This is a genomic window from Rhizobium sp. FG96 (genome assembly GCF_057808655.1).
Map to the genome: position 1 here is coordinate 13,280 of NZ_JBMDIL010000022.1, position 14,122 is coordinate 27,401.

At 57.9% G+C, this 14,122-nt stretch carries 17 protein-coding genes and 3 pseudogenes; 9 read left to right on the top strand and 11 right to left on the bottom strand.

Translation table 11 applies throughout. The features are described from left to right. Positions 1–34: 34 nt before the first annotated feature. Positions 35–465: pseudogene (locus tag ACODR6_RS30605) on the bottom strand (plasmid maintenance toxin (PemK-like)). Then, positions 452–729: pseudogene (locus tag ACODR6_RS30610) on the bottom strand (type II toxin-antitoxin system Phd/YefM family antitoxin). The pseudogenes ACODR6_RS30605 and ACODR6_RS30610 overlap by 14 nt, the downstream one beginning before the upstream one ends. Positions 730–888: 159 nt before the next feature. Between ACODR6_RS30610 and ACODR6_RS30615 the strand changes: the two are divergent. Next, the gene (locus ACODR6_RS30615; RefSeq protein ID WP_112716097.1) at positions 889–1,137 is read left to right on the top strand and encodes a type II toxin-antitoxin system Phd/YefM family antitoxin; all 249 of its coding nucleotides are present in this window, start codon (positions 889–891) and stop codon (positions 1,135–1,137) included. Next, positions 1,134–1,433: pseudogene (locus ACODR6_RS30620) on the top strand (integrase); the annotation flags it as partial. The gene ACODR6_RS30615 and the pseudogene ACODR6_RS30620, both read left to right, overlap by 4 nt. Before the next feature lie 621 nt (positions 1,434–2,054). Here the strand turns inward: ACODR6_RS30620 and ACODR6_RS30625 are convergent. From ACODR6_RS30625 to ACODR6_RS30640, 4 genes are all read right to left on the bottom strand, one after another. Continuing rightward, positions 2,055–3,014, bottom strand: coding sequence for a lysylphosphatidylglycerol synthase transmembrane domain-containing protein (locus ACODR6_RS30625; protein WP_112716181.1), 960 nt, complete (start codon positions 3,012–3,014; stop codon positions 2,055–2,057). Positions 3,015–3,182: 168 nt separating this feature from the next. After that, positions 3,183–3,365, bottom strand: a complete 183-nt coding sequence (locus tag ACODR6_RS30630; RefSeq protein WP_489026263.1) for a hypothetical protein — start codon at positions 3,363–3,365, stop codon at positions 3,183–3,185. A 56-nt stretch (positions 3,366–3,421) separates the two neighbouring features. Further along, positions 3,422–3,883: a hypothetical protein gene (locus tag ACODR6_RS30635; RefSeq protein ID WP_489026265.1), complete on the bottom strand. Its 462-nt coding sequence runs from the start codon at positions 3,881–3,883 to the stop codon at positions 3,422–3,424. A 373-nt stretch (positions 3,884–4,256) separates the two neighbouring features. Continuing rightward, positions 4,257–4,514 (bottom strand): SemiSWEET family sugar transporter, encoded by a 258-nt coding sequence (locus ACODR6_RS30640; RefSeq protein WP_112716093.1) that lies wholly within the window; start codon positions 4,512–4,514, stop codon positions 4,257–4,259. A gap of 283 nt (positions 4,515–4,797) precedes the next feature. On the opposite strand from ACODR6_RS30640, the gene ACODR6_RS30645 reads away from it, so the two are divergent. The 4 genes from ACODR6_RS30645 (at position 4,798) to ACODR6_RS30660 (ending at position 7,567) form a co-directional block, all read left to right on the top strand. Next, positions 4,798–5,331 (top strand): DUF4142 domain-containing protein, encoded by a 534-nt coding sequence (locus tag ACODR6_RS30645; RefSeq protein ID WP_112716091.1) that lies wholly within the window; start codon positions 4,798–4,800, stop codon positions 5,329–5,331. A gap of 598 nt (positions 5,332–5,929) precedes the next feature. Then, positions 5,930–6,163 (top strand): DUF6894 family protein, encoded by a 234-nt coding sequence (locus ACODR6_RS30650; RefSeq protein ID WP_203431562.1) that lies wholly within the window; start codon positions 5,930–5,932, stop codon positions 6,161–6,163. Positions 6,164–6,240: 77 nt separating this feature from the next. Further along, positions 6,241–6,618, top strand: coding sequence for a DUF983 domain-containing protein (locus ACODR6_RS30655; RefSeq protein WP_112716085.1), 378 nt, complete (start codon positions 6,241–6,243; stop codon positions 6,616–6,618). Between the two features lie 295 nt (positions 6,619–6,913). Next, positions 6,914–7,567, top strand: a complete 654-nt coding sequence (locus ACODR6_RS30660) for a hypothetical protein (RefSeq protein ID WP_112716083.1) — start codon at positions 6,914–6,916, stop codon at positions 7,565–7,567. A gap of 60 nt (positions 7,568–7,627) precedes the next feature. On the opposite strand, the gene ACODR6_RS30665 is transcribed toward ACODR6_RS30660, so the two are convergent. Beyond that, positions 7,628–8,035: a hypothetical protein gene (locus ACODR6_RS30665; protein WP_449098986.1), complete on the bottom strand. Its 408-nt coding sequence runs from the start codon at positions 8,033–8,035 to the stop codon at positions 7,628–7,630. Between the two features lie 566 nt (positions 8,036–8,601). Between ACODR6_RS30665 and ACODR6_RS30670 the strand changes: the two genes are divergently transcribed. From ACODR6_RS30670 to ACODR6_RS30680, 3 genes are all read left to right on the top strand, one after another. Further along, the gene (locus ACODR6_RS30670; protein ID WP_112716079.1) at positions 8,602–9,111 is read left to right on the top strand and encodes a YciE/YciF ferroxidase family protein; all 510 of its coding nucleotides are present in this window, start codon (positions 8,602–8,604) and stop codon (positions 9,109–9,111) included. A gap of 63 nt (positions 9,112–9,174) precedes the next feature. Continuing rightward, a complete protein-coding gene (katE, locus tag ACODR6_RS30675; protein ID WP_489026269.1) occupies positions 9,175–11,316 on the top strand; it encodes a catalase in 2,142 nt (713 codons plus the stop codon). A 92-nt stretch (positions 11,317–11,408) separates the two neighbouring features. After that, the gene (locus tag ACODR6_RS30680) at positions 11,409–11,705 is read left to right on the top strand and encodes a hypothetical protein (protein ID WP_130279517.1); all 297 of its coding nucleotides are present in this window, start codon (positions 11,409–11,411) and stop codon (positions 11,703–11,705) included. Between the two features lie 265 nt (positions 11,706–11,970). On the opposite strand, the gene ACODR6_RS30685 is transcribed toward ACODR6_RS30680, so the two are convergent. The 4 genes from ACODR6_RS30685 to ACODR6_RS30700 all read right to left on the bottom strand — a co-directional run bounded on the left by ACODR6_RS30685 (position 11,971) and on the right by ACODR6_RS30700 (position 13,983). Further along, positions 11,971–12,339 carry a response regulator gene (locus ACODR6_RS30685; protein WP_112716073.1) on the bottom strand — a complete coding sequence of 123 codons (369 nt, stop codon included), beginning with the start codon at positions 12,337–12,339 and terminating at the stop codon, positions 11,971–11,973. Between the two features lie 242 nt (positions 12,340–12,581). Continuing rightward, a complete protein-coding gene (locus ACODR6_RS30690; protein ID WP_413709013.1) occupies positions 12,582–13,028 on the bottom strand; it encodes a hypothetical protein in 447 nt (148 codons plus the stop codon). Positions 13,029–13,037: 9 nt separating this feature from the next. Further along, positions 13,038–13,379 carry a hypothetical protein gene (locus ACODR6_RS30695; protein ID WP_112716069.1) on the bottom strand — a complete coding sequence of 114 codons (342 nt, stop codon included), beginning with the start codon at positions 13,377–13,379 and terminating at the stop codon, positions 13,038–13,040. 52 nt (positions 13,380–13,431) lie between these two features. Continuing rightward, entirely contained in the window at positions 13,432–13,983 is a 552-nt protein-coding gene (locus ACODR6_RS30700) for a hypothetical protein (RefSeq protein WP_112716067.1), read from the bottom strand. Between the last annotated feature and the right edge of the window lie 139 nt (positions 13,984–14,122).

Sequence of the window (14,122 nt, forward strand, 5' to 3'; positions counted from 1 at the left end):
CAGCCCCGGGGATCGAACATTGAAGCTGAATCAGCTATTCGCTACGCGCGGCCGCTTGGTGACGTTGGGCGCGGGCCAACTCGACGAACCGGCGTTTGACCTCGGCAAACAGCGCGGGAGGCAAAGGGCCGTGGTAGCCCGTGTTAGTGTTGAGCGGCCGGATATTCGGTCCTGGCCAAACAAACCGGTTGCTTTCGGTCAAGACGATCCAGGAGCGGTCGTCATGGAGGCCCAGGCGCTGTTTGGTTGCCAGCGGAATTTCGATTGCGTCCGCAGGGTTGGATGGTGGGGTATGGAAAATCGGAGTACCCGCACGGCCGGTCTGCCGTCGTCAACATGCGCAACCATCGCCAACACAAGCACCGGCCGATCCTTGTCGCCCTCTTCGCGACCTTCGAGAAACTGCCAATGCCAGAGGTACGAGTAGCGAAAGAGCCAGCCGACTTTTGGTTCAGTCGGCAGCATGCTTGCCCGTCAGGACCTCAGCATTGAGATGATCGAGCGCCTCATCCATCTCGGACGCTCGATCGCAGCAAGGTCGTCGTCGCCAATGGCGGAGGTCAGTTCGACGCGCCGTTCGCGTTTCGTCAGCCGCAGGTAATCTTCGTAAGCGATCAGGACCGTTTTCGGGCGCCCGTTTTTGGTGATGATCACCGGGTCACGGACGGCGGCATCCTGATAGGCGCCGAAATTTTTCGAGACCGTGGCCGCCGTAACTGTAGAAGTCATGTGAGAACTGCCTTTTTACGGAATATACGGAATATACGGAATTTACGGAAGTTTTGTAATCCCGGGCGGTGGCGGTCCACGCAACTCGAGTTACCGGTTAGCCGGCACCCCCGTGGTCGCTCCAGTATTTATGTCACGTTTCGGACAGGGGAAAGATGAATGCCTATCCTATTTGATGTGAACGAGGCTACCGAGCGGTTTAACGAACTGATTGAACGCACGCTGCGTGGTGAGGTCTTCGTGATCTGCCGGGGCGGCATACCGATCGCGGAGCTGACCGCGATCCCGAAGGCCGCAGGAACCATGGATGACCTCCGGGCGCTCGCAGCGGAAGGGCGCGCCAGCGCGCCGCCCGGCGCCAGCTCAAACCACGACGAGTTCTACGACGAAAACGGAATGCCGAGATGAGTGCCGTCGATCGCCGAGCCAGCGAGCTCGATACGATCGCCGCGGTCCTGCCGATCGAGCGGCGCGACGAGCCCGCAGAACTACTGACCGACCAGGACGTCGAAACCCTTCGTCATCTCGTCAACGAAGGCATGGGCGCCAATTCGCTGAGGGCTCTCACCTCGGATCTGTCCTATCTTCAAGCCTGGGCACTGGCCGCGACGGCAAGCCCCCTCCCCTGGCCGGCGCCCGAGGCGCTTCTTCTCCCGTCGATCGCCATCGATCTCGGCCGGACTAAAAACGAGCGACGGCAGCCGCGAGGAGACCATCTATCTGACCGGCGCACCTGTCGATGCGAAGACGAGGCTGCTCCAGAGAGTGTCATGATCAACGTACTGACCGGCCTGAGCGAGGCGAACAGCAACGTTACCAATCACGCCTACCCGGCCGAATATCAACCGGACTATCCGCATGTCGGGCGCCTCTGGGTTTCGGCAACCGCAGATAGGCACGACAATTCCTTAAACGGTCGTTGTATACGATCAGGATATAACGATCCCGATCACCGACCCTCGTATCAGCCGGCGCGAGGAGGTGATGAACTACCTCGGTCGGACATTGAAGCAGACCGGCACATTTGAATTTCAAAATGGGTATCTCTCATGCGCCAAAAAGCAACCTGCTAATGATGGCTTGACTGAGGCACTCTCCAGCATCGAAGTCAGAGCGGTTGCACAGTAAGACCAGATTTCGCGTTCGTTCTATGCCCGGTTTGCGGCGGGGTCAGCGACCGCTTTTTGGATCGCAGTGCCTCTGACCTCGCGGACCGACTGGCAAAGTCTTCAAAGTGACGGTGTTTGCGACCGGTTAATCTGGCTCGGTTCGAAGCGAGTCGACTGTCGCGCGCGTAAGGCCAGCATGGCGTCGGAATAATACAGTCAGGCCGACGCGCGCTCGATTTCTGCTATCACCGGGCTTCGATTTCTCTTGTTGGCGCGAAAGACTGCTTCAGTAATCAGCGACAGAGGAAGACCAATGAAAAAAGGAATGAAGAAATAGATCGCGCGGAAGGCGACAAGTGATCCAATTGAGGCCTGGTCTCCCATTACATGGGTGACTGTGGCCTCCAGGACGCCGAGGCCGCCTGGAGCGTGCGTGGCGAGAATAGCGATATTAGCCAAGGTGAAGGCGGTCGCGGCCTTGAGATAGCTGACATCGCCGCCCACTGCCATCACTTCGCGCAAACATGCGGAGACCAGTGCAAAGTTGACTGTCCCGACGATCACTTGGAGGGCGGCAATCCGTAGCGTCGGCATCTGGAATGTCCATGAGCGGATGTGCAGCGGGGTCCTTAGAAAGGAAGCAAGCAGGAGATATGCCGCCACCGCGACTATACTTGCAATGCCAATCGATCTCACCGCTGCTTCACTGAGACCGAGCACCGCACTGGCGTCTGCAGGGTTCAATGTCAAAACGATGCCGGATAGCATTGCCATGCCGACACCGACTGTAACGCCCGACAGGAGAACGATTTTGGCGACATCCTCGGTGCTCAATCCCCAACGCGCGTAGTACCGGTATCGCAGTGCGCCGCTGCTAAGCCCCGAAAAGCCGACGCTTTGGCCAATCGACAGCGCGATGAAGGATGCCAAGCCGATCTTCGGGTAAGGAAGGTCGCTGTGAACATGACGGACGCCTGCCCAGTCGAAACCGGTCAGGCAAATATATGAACCGAAGGCAAAGAGCATCGCCAGGGCGAGGTTCTGAGCAGGAATCTCTCGAACGGAACCGATGACCTCCCGCAACGAGTATTCGCTGAATGTCTCGTATAGAAGGTACGCGGCGGCGCTGATACCAACTATAATCAGCATGTACGTCAATATCTGCCTGCCCGTCATCGCGCCAACCATTCCTGTTTGCGCTGCAACGGCGATCAGGATGCTTTGGTTCCATAAACAGCGCCGCGCGCGCTCAAACCAATACTTGTCGCCTCTCACCGCACCAATCGATGACCGCTCCGACTGTTCAACCGGCGCCGGTGTCCGCCGATACGACCCGCCCCGGTCTTAGGCAAGGAAAATCGTTGAAGACGATATGAAGCCTTCTTCGCCGCGATTCATATAGTAAGCGGTCAGTACGCTGCCATCCTGTCGGCTTACCGCACGAGGATAACCGAGATCAGGCAGCAGGCCATCCGACCGGATAATGCTTTCCACCGACCAATGCGTGCCATTCGTCGTGCGCTTCATTCTTATGCCGGCGGGGCTGCCCCTGTAGCCATAGAGCAAGGCATATTCACCGCTGCCTATCGCGACCAAGGCGCCAGGATTACCGCCAGGCCCAGTGCTACCCCCAGCGGCTCCCAAGTCTTTCCGTAGTCCATTGACCGAAAGGCCTCAAGCCATCCGCCCTCCTCGATACCGCGGCCGCGTCGAACGACAGTCAAAACGGAACGATCTGGCAGTACGCTTGTGGGCATGATGGCATAGCCGTCACCATCGAATGGAAGATCGCTTTTCCAAGAAAAGCTTAACCCTCCATCGATCGTCTCAACGCACATGCACTGCCCTTCGTTGCCGTCTCTCTTGGAACGGCTAAGCATGAACAGTGCATGATTGCGGTCGATCGCGATCAGATCAGTTCGGGCCGCAACCCCGGTTTGATGCAGGCCAGTAAAGGCGTGAGGCCCACTCCACCTTCGTCCCCTGTCGCGGCTGACATAGAACCAGCTTTCAGCGCCTCCATCGATGCCTGTGCGGGCTGCCATGACTACGACTTCCGGATCCTGGAAATCCATTCTGGACGACTGGCTGCTTGACGGGAGTAGGTCTATCCTTGGACCGGACCGGAGTGATTGATCCACATGTTCGTTCGCCGACAGGCTGCGGCCGCCGGGCACGATCCCGCAGAAAGGTTCCGATCGCCATGTCCTACCTCCGTCGAGGCTCCGGCTCTGAACTGGCAGGCAGTCGCTATGCTTGTCGCGAGCATGTAGCCTGCCTTGGTCTCCAAGAACTCCAACCGCAAAAACGACAAGAGCTTCCCTCTCCCACAACCACATGCCGTAGTTTGCGGGCCAGCCGGCGAAACTCCCCTTTCTCGCGAACACATCATGATGCTTTACCGACGTAACCTGCATGTTACCGATGCCCGATCATCTTGATGGTCAGGATGAATGCAGATAGGCAGAAGCAAATCGAATTGGTCAGAATGATTGGAAGCTCGCCGCGAAGGACACCGAAGCCCGTCCACAGCGCGAAACCGGTAACTGTCAGAGCGTACATCCACCCCGAAATCGCCGCGGTGTCTCTCGTGCGGATGACCTTTGCGGCCTGGGGCACAAAGCTAATGACCGAACACGCGGATGCGCAATAGCCAACGATCGAAGGCGTATCCATTCTATCCTCCCGTATGCGGCCCCGTGCCATGCAAGGCTCTCAACAGTTTATATGCGCGACCCTCCCAAGGGGCGTAGATATTGAAGCCGGAGGGTGCGCAGTCCTCGGCTCGCGCTCCTCGCTTCCGCAGGTGGCCGCATGGGCCTTGAACCTGCAACGGCGCAGGTTGCTCCGATCAATCGAGATATGCTGGGCTGTCTGACTGCACGAAACCGCTGACCCTTGGAACAGATGATCCATTTCGAAGTTTGGCTACTGCTATATCGACACATAGGAGCAAATGATGAAGCACGCCCTCGCCATTGCCGGACTTTCTGTCCTGTTCGCCTCGCCCGTCCTCGCCCAGTCGGCAGCAGAAAAGACGGGCGTCAATTCAGTAATGGGTGTCGCCCCCAAAACCGAAGACTTCGTCACCGAAGCCGCAGGGAGCGACATGTTCGAAATTGAATCCAGCAAACTCGCCGCCGAAAAGTCACAGGATGCTGCGACCAAGAGTTTTGCGCAGCAGATGGTAGCTGATCACACAAAGACGTCGGACGAGTTGAAGGCACTCGTTTCTGGAGGAAAGGTGAAGGCCACCATCCCAGCTGCAATGAGTTCGGCACAGCAAAGCATGCTCGATGACCTCAAGAAACTTAACGGCGACGATTTCACGAAGCAGTATCACGCTGATCAGCAGGATGTGCACGAAGATGCCGTCGATCTCTTCAAGCGATATGGGGAGGAAGGTGACAACCCCGAACTGAAGGCCTGGGCAGCCAAAACGCGCCCTGCACTCGAGCATCACCTCAAGATGGCAACAGATCTGAACAAGTAATTCACAACCCGGCGTTGCCGTGGGTAACGCCGGGTTCATCTTCGAGCTGCCTTGCCTATCTCGGCGCTTACGTCCGATTGTTACAATGCGACGTTGGCCCCTGCGGTCCGGCAAGGTCGCCACATCGGCTTTGCGATGGGATCGCACGAAGACCTAAGATCGATGCAGCACAACATGATCAAGGTAGACGTCGCGGATCAGAAGAAGTCTTTCGCTCGGGAACCATTGATCGCCAGCGTGGTTACGGTGTGTCACTCGGTCTGCCCCTCGTTGGTGCAAGCCGAGATGGTCTGGCCCGAAAGAGCGACCTTCATGTTGCTACCCATGAAGACAATGCGTCGCGCGCGAGCGCGACGCATTTTGTTTTTGCTGCGCTTCGATTGAGCATCAAGAAGGATCTCTGATCCCCCGGTTGACCTAGGTCTCACATGGCGCGGATGTCCGTAGACACCGCAGGCGCTCCATACGGATCGAAAGGAGTGTTGCCGGTAGCTGTTGTCCGCGCTGCTGTTGACTGAGCGAGGCTGTGTCCGCGATCAGGTGCTAGCTTATGGAACAGCAAAGGGCCCCTCACCGTTATTGAGCCTGAGGTGGCAAGATGATGTTCTATTTCAATATCAGCTCCGACCGGGAGCGGGAAACGGACGCAGAAGGTATGGATTTGCCCTCCCTAGACCACGCGAGATGCGAAGCGCGGCGCGCCGCACGAGAAATGGTTGCCGAAATGGTTTTGCATAATCAGCCGATCGACGGGTTGTCGTTCGAAATCGCTGACGAGAAGGGAAGCGTACTGGACGTCATCAGGTTTCGTGACGTCATACGGATAGACTAGCGTCTTGGTTCACGTTTGGTCTGGCTGGAACCATCGCCGTCAACTGCGGTTCGTTTGCGTTAGCAAAGGCGAAGGTCATGGAACCAGATCGTGACATAGCAACCATATCGATCTATGCGGGCTTGAGGGGGTTATGCCCACGCTGCCAACGCGGCCACCTTTTTCGCGGTTACCTGTCGCTTGCACCGTCATGCGAAATCTGCGGGCTCGATTACGATTTCGCAGACCCCGCCGACGGCCCCGCGTTCTTTGCCATGAGCGTTGTTGCAGTTCCCGCGCTCGGTTTTGCGCTTTGGCTTCAGTTCAGCTTTAACCCGCCAATTTGGGTGCACTTGCTGTCAACGTTGCCGCTGACCGTTGCGGCATGCATGTCGCTTTTGCGACCACTCAAGGGATGGCTGATCTGCGCCCAATATCTTCACAAGGCGGCGGAAGGACATCTCGATCGAGATTGAGGCCTTTCGTTCTGGGGCGTTTACTGAAGCGGCGTTGACTGCTTGGTGATGCAGACGGAAATTTTGCAGCCTGGCGAGGACAACGCGACAAGGCTTGGGCCGGCCTCTGCCGGCAGAGATTGTCCGGGATGACATCCCTTTGCCTCGTCGCCCCAGCTTGGTGCGATCCCGTACCCGGGGCTCTACCGCCTTGCTGTCCAGATGTCTGAGTTGCAAACTGACCATCTCGCCGACTCATGCTACTCTCGTGATAAGAGGGCAGATGCATCGTTGAGGAAAAATAGGGTAGGATTCTTTGGAAAGTCTCGCGTCTCCAATCTCGGGTCTGATTGTCGGTTTCCTGACGGGAGCTTCGCTGGTTGCGGTTATAGCTGTCGGGCTAGTGGCGCTAGGGGGCTGGAACTGGGGTCGCCCACCAATTGCTGCGGCGCGTACAGCATTGCGCGCTCTGCTTCTCTTGGATGATTTTGCAATCGCGTGCCACGCGGCTGCCTTCGACAAGCCGGAGTTCGATGAGGACGATCCGGAGCACTACTTCATGCATACTGACGAACCGATTTTCGCACTTCCCGCGGATATAGATTGGTCTATCCTCGGGACGGATTTGGAAGAAGCTCTCATCAGAATGCCCAATTCAACGCGAAACGTCAGTCACGCACTGGATCATCTCCAAACGCAGACGTCAGACGAGAAATATTTCGAAAAGCGGAATAGCGAGTACGTCCGACTCGGGCTTGCGGCATTCGAATTGGCTGATCGTATCGAACGAGAATTCGGGCTGTCACCGCTTGACAGGCCGGCATTCTTCCAGCCGCGCCAGGAGCTCCTTCGGGAGCGACAGAGACGCCGAACGTCCGATTTAGAGGACGCTTCCATCGCTCGCGCGGTTTTCGGTTCGAACGTCACATCGATCTTCACGGCAAGAAACGCCAAGAAGCCCGAAAGATGATACTGAGGAGGTGCGACCCTGCTTGACACAGGCAGTCTCGCCTGTCCGAATATACTTCGGCTACAGACGTTCAAAAGCGCTGTCATAAAGGCCGCGTAAATCGTCAAAGACTCTCTCGTAACGCGAGCGGCGCGATCTAGGGGATAGGCCGACGATTGCGAGCGTCAATGCTGCCGTTGCTGCGGCTGCGGCCAAAAGGCTAGACATCGGGTAAAGCTTTACCCCCGCTTCCGCTTGCCGCGCTCCCTGACGAGCGCCACCTCTTACCATATCAGAAGCGGCGTTAAGCTGCTGACGCAGGTCTTCCAGCCGCTTTCGAATGATGTCAATTTCCTCCCCCGCGTTAAAGCCCGGCTCGGGCGGTATTCCGACTGAGGCGGTCGCTCTATCGATCACCGCCCGCGGCACGGTTTCTCCCAGGCGGGCGCCTTCAGCTATAAGAGTTGGTCGGACTTTGCTGTCTGTCATTTCATGTCTCCGTCTGCCGTTCCACTGCCAATGCCGATGTTCGTACATCTACGCTGCCGGAGGCAGATAGTTCCGCACGGCGCCGAAAGCATCAGGCAAAAGACGAAGAGCAAAGCGGTGTCTGCGAGCCCAGCGACAATTCAGCGGAGAGCCGCCGCTGTTTCTGTCGCCCGGGCGACCGGTACCAGTCCCCATCCAGCGCCGCACCGGCCGCCTTGGCGGCCTCTACGCGGAAAATCGCGATCTCCCGCCCCTTTCCTGTGTGGCAGCCGGATCGAGGCCGCCAACTAGCTTTTGATGCCAAGGCCCCCCCGGCGTGCCTCGCGTGCGCCATTGTTTGTCTTCGTGCAGCAGCGCGTCACCAATAATTGGCGTGTTTGCCACGTGAGGTGGCGCTGTCGCGCTCAGATCATGTGTATTTGGCTGCACCTTTCCATTCCTTTGTACGCTTCAGTACCGGAACAACGTCAGCGAGCAAACATTGTGGAAGCGCTGTGCCGTTTGGTGCTGCGAAATCTCAGGCCGGGGCGATTGCGGCCGCGGAAGCCAGTTCTGGAGGACTAACAATGGCAAAGACAAAGACCCTCGACGACCTTTTTCTCGACACGTTGAAGGATATTTATTTCGCCGAAAAGCAGATTCTGAAAGCATTGCCGAAAATGGCGCGGGCCGCTCAGTCGGAAGAAGGAAAGTCCGGATTTCTGCACCATCGCGATGAAACTCAAGGCCAAATCGAGCGGCTTGAACAGGTGTTCGAATTTCTCGGCAAGCCCGCCCGCGGCAAGACCTGCGAAGCGATCCAAGGAATTATTGCCGAAGGTGAAGAGATTATCGAGGAATACAACGGTTCTGACGCCCTCGATGCCGGGCTCATTTCATCGGCCCAGGCAGTCGAGCACTACGAAATCGCCCGCTACGGCACCCTGATTGCATGGGCCAATCAGCTCGGCTTGAAGGACGCCGTTGCGCTCCTTGAAGCAAACCTCGCGGAGGAAGTGGCCACCGACGAAAAGCTGACCGCGCTCGCCGGGTCGCAGGCGAATGTCAAGGCTATGGGCACAGCCTCGGCCAAGTGATTGCCTCGAGGGCCGTCTTTCAAGATGGCCCACCAATTTGCTCATCTTTCGAAGGACCACCCTATGGCCAAGCGCGCCACGAAAACCGACCGTTCAGGATCAACCGTGACCATTCATGACCAACAGCTTCATCGCGGAGCCGGTGGCGAGCTTCACCAGTTCGCTGAGGACGGTCATGATGTGCTGACGACCTCGCAGGGCGCTCCCGTCGCCGATGATCAGAATTCCCTGCGGGTCGGAGCGCGGGGGCCGCTTTTAGTCGACGATTTCCATTTCCGGGAAAAAATCTTCCATTTCGACCATGAGAGGATTCCCGAACGTGTCGTCCACGCACGTGGTTATGGTGCCCACGGCTTTTTCGAAACTTATGAGTCGCTCGCTGATATCACGCGCGCCGACCTCTTTCAGCGCGCTGGAGAAAAGACTCCGGTTTTTGTCCGGTTCTCGACTGTCGCCGGCAATAAGGGTTCCGCGGACCTTGCCCGCGATGTACGTGGCTTCGCCGTCAAGATGTACACAAAAGAGGGCAACTGGGACCTGGTCGGAAACAATATTCCGGTGTTCTTCATCCAGGATGCAATTAAGTTTCCCGATATGGTTCATGCTGCAAAGCAGGAACCGGATCGTGCTTTTCCCCAGGCGCAGACCGCTCACGACACTTTCTGGGATTTTATCAGCCTGACGCCCGAGAGCATGCACATGGTGATGTGGATCATGTCGGACCGGACCATCCCACGCTCGTTCCGCTTCATGGAAGGTTTCGGTGTTCATACATTCCGCTTCGTCAATGCAGACGGGCAGTCCACCTTCGTCAAATTCCATTGGAAGCCGAAGCTCGGCCTGCAGTCCGTTGCTTGGAACGAAGCGGTCAAGATCAATGGCGCCGACCCCGATTACCACCGTCGCGACCTGTGGCAGTCGATCCAGTCAGGTAACTTCCCTGAATGGGAGCTTGCCGTGCAGCTCTTCGACCAGAACTTTGCCGACAGCTTCGAATTCGATGTCCTCGACCCGACAAAGATAATTCCGGAGGAGGTTCTTCCGGTGCGCCCCATTGGCCGCCTGGTACTGGACCGCATGCCCGACAACTTCTTCGCCGAGACCGAGCAAGTTGCCTTCATGACGCAGAACGTCCCTCCAGGCATTGACTTCAGCAACGACCCGCTCCTACAGGGTCGAAACTTCTCATATCTCGACACCCAGCTTAAGCGGCTAGGCGGACCGAACTTCACGCATCTGCCTATCAATGCGCCCAAGTGCCCGTTTCACACTTTTCAGCAGGACGGGCATATGGCGATGCGAAATCCAAGCGGCCGCGCCAACTATCAGCCGAATTCGTTCGACGAAGGGCCAAGGGAATCGCCGGCGCGCGGATATCGGCATTTTTCGGCGGAGGAGCAGGGACAGAAGGTCCGGCTGCGTCCAGAAAGCTTTGCCGATCATTACAGTCAGGCGCGGCAGTTCTACGTCAGCCAGACCGGCGCTGAGCAGCGCCACATCGCCATGGCGCTAACGTTCGAACTGAGCAAGGTCGAGACGCTGGCGATCCGGGAGCGGATGGTCTCTCACCTACTCAACATCGACGAAACCCTCGCATCCACGGTGGCAGAAAAGCTGGGGTTCGAGGCGATGCCAAAACCAGCAGAAGCGGCGCTGCCCACCCGTCAGGACCTCGATCCTTCGCCGGCACTCAGTATCGTGAAGCGCGGCCCGAAACGGTTCGAGGGTAGAAAGCTCGGAGTCCTGGTCACTGACGGCACCGATGCGAAGCTGCTTCAGGCAATCATCAAGGCCGCTGGCAAGGAAAAGGCGATCGTGGAACTTATTGCGCCAAAAGTCGGCGGGGTGAAGGCATCGGACGGATCCTGGTTGAAGGCTCATCGTATGATTGATGGCGGTCCTTCGGTGCTTTTCGACGCTGTCGCCGTGCTCGCTTCACACCAGGCGATCGATGACCTTGTCAAGGAGGCGACCGCACGGGATTTTGTTGCAGACGCCTTCCAGCATTGCAAATATATCGGCTACGACCAATCTGCGCTCCCCCTCCTCGACAAGGCAGGTATCTCACAGTCCCTTGATGAGGGTACGATTGCGCTCAGTGATCCTAAATCGGCGACGGAGTTTCTATCAGAACTCGGAAAGTTGCGGGTGTGGGGCCGCGAGCCGTCTTTGAAGCTTGGGAAAGCTTCGCCGCCTGTTGAGTGATCTCCGCCCGACAGGGCGGAGCCGTCTGCAAAGGCGCGATCGCACTTTATCGGGCAGCATCTTGCACTATTGCAAAAAAACAGGAGGACAATATGGAAGTGACAAGTACGAACATCTCAGAGCAGAGCGACGGCAAATTCAGAGTGGCGTTCAACGGAGAAGGCGGTGAATCCATCGTCGTACAGATGGTCGCTGCAGGCCAGCTCGACGATGAGACCGCGCTACAGAAGGCCAAGGAGTTGATGGTGCAGGTGGCGACGTTCGGGGTTGCTGTCGGAGAATCGGCCGACGCATCCGCGTCGGCCGATACGTCAGACATCCAGACCGAGGGTCTCGAAGAAACCGCGCCTGCGTCGGGGAATTTCGCATCTCCCAACTCAGTTGCCTGAGACATGGAGAGGCTCCGGCCGAGCGTGCTTGTGCTGGAGCCCGGCGGCGGGGCTTATCGGCAGTGCCGGGGCACGGCCTCACGAGCTCTTCACGGTTCGGGCAACACCTCCTGTGGCAGCATTGCCGGGCTCCCGTTGGGAGCACTCCAGCGTCTCGAGTGGACCATTGCGTGCTACCGACACCTGGTGCTGACGACGGCGACTTCAGGGTCATCCGAGTAGCCCTTAAGGGGTGGACCGAGATATAGGGAACCCGCGCGAATCCTCAGCGGAGCGATTGTCCGCCGCCTGCCTCGAGCATTGCTTGCCTTAAGGCTTCAGGCGTTGCCGGTTTCCCAACCCACAGAGCCGTTGCAAAGGCTTCAGAACCTTTTCCGACAACTTCGGCTCCCGCGTAAACGACAAAGGGAACTCCCCTCGCCGATAGTAAAGCCGCCACATCGCTGCAGACGCCATCGTTCAACAGAGGGTCTACAATTGCAATATCTGGACTGTGCGCCACGAGCCATGTGATCGCCGCAGCTCTGTTGTCCAAGGTTGTGACGGATTTCGCTCCAAGCGATGAGGCGATCTCTTCGATGTCCATCGCGATGAACGCTTCGTTCTCCAAAATGAGAACAGTATGAAATTCCACGTGGGCAGCTTCCGTATGGGCAGATAAGCTATCGCCGTACCCTATCTGCCGACGGGCGGGGTGTCAGCACCTTTCTGCTTTCGTACGATTTCGCACAATAGGCGAGGGGCGCCCGAAGTAAGGCCGCCCCGAGGTTCAGCGTGCGGTGTTACCGCAGTCCCAAAAAGCTCAGTATGGCCAGGATAATGACGACTGCACCGACAAGCCAGATCAAGTTGTTCATTCGATCATCCTTTCTAGGCTTATTGCTCAGGCAGAACTATCTTCTGCTGCGTTGTGTTCTTGACGGGCTTCTGTCCCGGTTCATGCGACATGGTGCGCGTCGTGCTCTGAAGCGTGTCGCCATTCGTTGTGGTTTGGGTTCTTGACTTGCTAAAGCTGCCCTTGTCGACAGCTTGGGATTTCGTCTGCGCCTTGAGCCGATCTGCATTGTCATTCACGTGGGTCTTGCTCATCGCCCTTCCGCCGTCTGCCGTAGCGCTGCCCCCAGAACCGACAGATGAGCTTGTGCCGCCGTCCGTCTGACATGATCCAGCAGTGCCAAGCGAACTGGCCGACGTTCCACCGGCGCTTGCGCTCCCACCGGTCGCAACAGTTCCTGCCGCGCTGCAGTCCTGTGCCGTCGCATGCACGGTGGCCAACAGGAATGAGAGTGCGATCGCGCTGAATAATTCTGGCCTTTTCATAATCGTCTCCTACTATTTGCCGGGCTTTATGATGGAGCAGGTACCGTCCGAGCGCTTTGTGATGACGGTTCCGTCTGGTCGCGTTACGCTCGCGCTCGAGTAACTGTTGACGCTGCCGGACCCGGCTGAGGAGGTTGACGCAGAAGAGGAACTCGTCGAACCGCCCCGGCTTGTCGTTGACGCCGTTACCTGGCCATTTCCGGCGGTCACTGTGGTTGACATGCCGGTCGACCCAGAGTGTTCCTCAGTCAAGGTGCAGCTGGTACCGTCGGCTAGTTTGATTTCTTCGGCGGCAGCGCAGCTTGCGGTGACCATAGCCGCGGTCGCGATAAGAGTTCTGAATGTAGAAGTCATCTTGGTGCCTCCAACGGAGATGGCCGGCGTCCAAAGGCGCCGGCCGTTGCAGTTAGCAGGAGTGGCTGGTACCGTTTTTCTTCATCTGACCGGGCGCACAGCCTTTCTTACCGTTGTTGTCATGGGAAGAGCCTGCTTGGCTCGAGCCGGTGCCGACGGAGCTTCCGCTCTCCCCGTTGCCGGCCGACGAGCTCCCTGTGCCGACGGACGAAGCGGAACCTGCATCGCCCGTGCCCGTAGCGGACCCGCCGGTTCCAACCGAGCTACTGGACGCTCCCTCACCAGCAGACGAACCGCCGGTGCCCACCGTCGACGATCCGGAACCAGATCCAGCCGAAGAGCCACCCGTACCGACGGTGCTACTTGACGTTCCGCCGCCGGCAGATGAACCGCCGGTTCCCACTGTCGAGGAGCTTCCAGACGGGCAGTTGGCCGAGCCCGCCGGACAATCACCGCCTGTCGAACTTCCGCCGGTCCCAACCGTGCTGCTCGAAGTTCCTCCGCCAGCCGATGAGCCGCCCGTACCGACGGTACTGGACGATTGGGCAAAAGCGGTGCTTGCAAGCAGGGCTGCCGCGAAGGCGATGCTGGTTGTCTTGAACATGTAGGTTTCCTCCATTGAATGTCGAAGCGAAAGCCTTGTCGATGAGACTTGAGGCTGCCAGACAAACCACCATCAATGCAGGCTGTTCCTGACCACGGACCTCAGTCTAATGCCGATCCGGACCTTAGTCTGACATCGC

Excerpts from the sequence above, each read along its gene's own strand:
- ACODR6_RS30615 (WP_112716097.1), top strand. The coding sequence starts at position 889 with ATGCCTATCCTATTTGATGTGAACGAGGCTACCGAGCGGTTTAACGAA.
- ACODR6_RS30625 (WP_112716181.1), bottom strand. The coding sequence starts at position 3,014 with ATGACGGGCAGGCAGATATTGACGTACATGCTGATTATAGTTGGTATC.
- ACODR6_RS30630 (WP_489026263.1), bottom strand. The coding sequence starts at position 3,365 with ATGAAGCGCACGACGAATGGCACGCATTGGTCGGTGGAAAGCATTATC.
- ACODR6_RS30635 (WP_489026265.1), bottom strand. The coding sequence starts at position 3,883 with ATGGCAGCCCGCACAGGCATCGATGGAGGCGCTGAAAGCTGGTTCTAT.
- ACODR6_RS30640 (WP_112716093.1), bottom strand. The coding sequence starts at position 4,514 with ATGGATACGCCTTCGATCGTTGGCTATTGCGCATCCGCGTGTTCGGTC.
- ACODR6_RS30645 (WP_112716091.1), top strand. The coding sequence starts at position 4,798 with ATGAAGCACGCCCTCGCCATTGCCGGACTTTCTGTCCTGTTCGCCTCG.
- ACODR6_RS30650 (WP_203431562.1), top strand. The coding sequence starts at position 5,930 with ATGATGTTCTATTTCAATATCAGCTCCGACCGGGAGCGGGAAACGGAC.
- ACODR6_RS30655 (WP_112716085.1), top strand. The coding sequence starts at position 6,241 with ATGGAACCAGATCGTGACATAGCAACCATATCGATCTATGCGGGCTTG.
- ACODR6_RS30665 (WP_449098986.1), bottom strand. The coding sequence starts at position 8,035 with ATGACAGACAGCAAAGTCCGACCAACTCTTATAGCTGAAGGCGCCCGC.
- ACODR6_RS30670 (WP_112716079.1), top strand. The coding sequence starts at position 8,602 with ATGGCAAAGACAAAGACCCTCGACGACCTTTTTCTCGACACGTTGAAG.
- katE (WP_489026269.1), top strand. The coding sequence starts at position 9,175 with ATGGCCAAGCGCGCCACGAAAACCGACCGTTCAGGATCAACCGTGACC.
- ACODR6_RS30680 (WP_130279517.1), top strand. The coding sequence starts at position 11,409 with ATGGAAGTGACAAGTACGAACATCTCAGAGCAGAGCGACGGCAAATTC.
- ACODR6_RS30695 (WP_112716069.1), bottom strand. The coding sequence starts at position 13,379 with ATGACTTCTACATTCAGAACTCTTATCGCGACCGCGGCTATGGTCACC.
- ACODR6_RS30700 (WP_112716067.1), bottom strand. The coding sequence starts at position 13,983 with ATGTTCAAGACAACCAGCATCGCCTTCGCGGCAGCCCTGCTTGCAAGC.